This window comes from Longimicrobium sp., from assembly GCF_036387355.1.
In the GTDB taxonomy this organism is placed as follows: domain Bacteria; phylum Gemmatimonadota; class Gemmatimonadetes; order Longimicrobiales; family Longimicrobiaceae; genus Longimicrobium.
Genome location: NZ_DASVTX010000495.1, coordinates 1 through 1912 on the forward strand (window position 1 = coordinate 1; position 1912 = coordinate 1912).

Here is a 1912-nt window from a genome sequence, read left to right on the forward strand (position 1 = left end):
CTCGTCCACGCGCGCCAGGGCGTCCTCCGCGTCCTCGGCCGGGCGCACCGGGCGGGGGATGCGGGCGCCGAAGAGCCCGTCCGCGATGGTCGCCTCCACCGCGAGCGCGGTCGGCAGGTGTGCGGTGCCGGCAAAGGCGCGCACGTCCGCCGTCAGCGCGCGCAGGTCGCCGGGCGAGCACTCCCCCACCAGCTCCGTCGAAAGGGCGAACACGTATTCCTCGCCGGAGGGCAGCGCGCGCCCCATCAGCACGCGCCCGGGCAGCGCCTCGCCGTACGGATCGCGGATGCGCAGCTCCCGCCCGTCCAGCAGCGAAACCACCTCCGCCGTCTCGTCGCCCGTACGCCGCGCTACCCGCCACGCGCCCGGGAGGGAGCCCACCAGCGCCTCCGCGGCGGCGCGGCGGGCGGCGGGCCAGTGCGCGGCCTCGGGCGCGTCCAGCAGCAGGCGCAGGACGGGCTTTCCCGCGGCCAGCGTGGGCCGCTCCGCGAACGCCCACTCCATCCGCCGGGTGATGGATCGCGCCGCGCGCTCGCTTTCGTCCACCACGGCCTGGCTCCACCGCTCGCCCAGCCAGTAGGCCGCCTCCGTTTCCATCTCCAGAAGCTCGTCGTGCGAGGCCCACGCCTCCGCGGCGGAAAGCACGCGCTCCGCCGTGCGCCCCAGCGCCTCGGCCGGGTGCAGCGCGCGCACACCCAGAACGATGCGGTAGCGGGGGTGGATGAGGAGCATGAGCGCGTGCGCGTGCCGCTCCAGCGCGGCTTCCTGCAGCCACTCCTGGGCGAGCGCCAGCGGCGGATCGTCGGTGGACGGCATCATCTCCGCCGCGCTGGCGGGAAGCCGGCCGCGCATGGAGGCCAGCAGCCGCGCCAGTTCCTCCGCCGCCGCGCGCAGTTGATCGGCGGAGCGGGCGCCGGGCGCGCCCAGCGCGTGCGCCACGATCGCGTCCGCCAGCGCCGCCGCCCCGCTCACGATGCGCTGCGAAGGGTCCACCCCGTCGGACGCGAGCGTTCCGAGCGCGGCGCCCCCGCCCGCGGCCGCCAGTACGCGGACGGCGTACGCCGCGCCGGGCGCCAGCGCGATCAGCCGCGCGCCGGCCGGGAGCGCGCGCGAGGGCCGGGTGAGGACGGATGCGGTCATGGGCACGTCGGGCGAAGGTTCCTGCTGTGCGTGTAATTCGTCCACATCCATGCGATTGCAACATCTTCGCCATCCGTTCGGGACACAGATGACGGGGGATGGTGGACGAGGAGGACGTGAGTGCCCTTTTCCGCTGCGGAGGACCGATTCGGATAGACAGATGGTGTGCTTCGGCGGGTTCCAAGGCGGCCTTCACCCGGGCTCGCATGACTCGCCCACCCTCCCCCAAAATGGACGGGGGAGGGTTGTGCCGCGCTGAAACTCGGGTGCGGACTGCAGGATTTCCATGGAGCCGCCGGTCTGCTGAGCGACTGAAGTCGCCGCAACAACGGCTGAAAGCCTCACGATACTGCCGTGAGGCTGTACCTGCGCGGACCATGAGTTCGGTGCCGAACGCCGCCCTTACGCTGAGGTCTCCCTTTCTCCCGCGACAGCGGGGGAGAGGGAACCTCTCCGGCCGCTCGGCATCTTGCGAGGCGCCCTGTCGTTGCTGTTCTCCCCTCTCCGTGCGTCTGTTTGCACGGGGAGGGGCCGGGGGAGGGGCCCACACGCGCCGCGTCCGGCCTCCCTGAGCGGATGAATCCGCCGCTCTGAAAGCGGTAAGCCCCGACACTTGGCCGCTGTCGCGTCCACGTTCGGGGCTTCAACCGACCCGGCGGACGGCCCGGTGCGGGTCGCGCGCGCCGAAGCCGCCGATGCAGTCCGCGAAGGCGGACTTCGCGCGGTTCCAGCGGCGAATCAATTCACTTTGGACGGGCGGCCCCGCCAGACT

The 1912-nt window shown here is 73.0% G+C and carries 1 pseudogene; it reads right to left on the reverse strand.

The features are described from left to right. Positions 1 to 1140: pseudogene (locus VF665_RS21200) on the reverse strand (hypothetical protein); the annotation flags it as partial. Positions 1141 to 1912: the final 772 nt, after the last annotated feature.